This is a genomic window from Psychrobacter sp. 16-MNA-CIBAN-0192, assembly GCF_040309565.1.
Classification (GTDB): Bacteria; Pseudomonadota; Gammaproteobacteria; order Pseudomonadales; family Moraxellaceae; genus Psychrobacter.
The window spans coordinates 1-254 of the sequence record NZ_JBEOOX010000489.1; the positions used below are offsets into that span (position 1 = coordinate 1).

The 254-nt window shown below is 65.0% G+C and carries 1 protein-coding gene; it reads left to right on the forward strand.

Features of this window, described 5'->3' with window-relative positions:
• Nucleotides 1–20: 20 nt before the first annotated feature.
• Nucleotides 21–254, forward strand: a 234-nt coding sequence (locus AAEY78_RS14075; RefSeq protein ID WP_352340012.1) for a hypothetical protein, incomplete at its 3' end; no start/stop codon positions are given.

Sequence of the window (254 nt, forward strand, 5' to 3'; positions counted from 1 at the left end):
GTCAGGAGGAGGGAGGAGCGGTGGGGCAGCGCAACTGGGTCTTCACTCCGGTGCGATCGACGTTGTGGAGCGACATCGACTGCCCGCAGATCGGGCAGGCGGATTCCGAGGCCGGCGGTAGCGCATCCTCACCATATGGCCCGAGCGGCGGCGGTCCGATGTACGGACGCAGCCGATTGTTGAGCCAGTTGGTGAAGCCACCGGCATCCGAAATGCTCTCCCGCGGTTTCTTGCTTCGTGCCATGGCTCAAGCG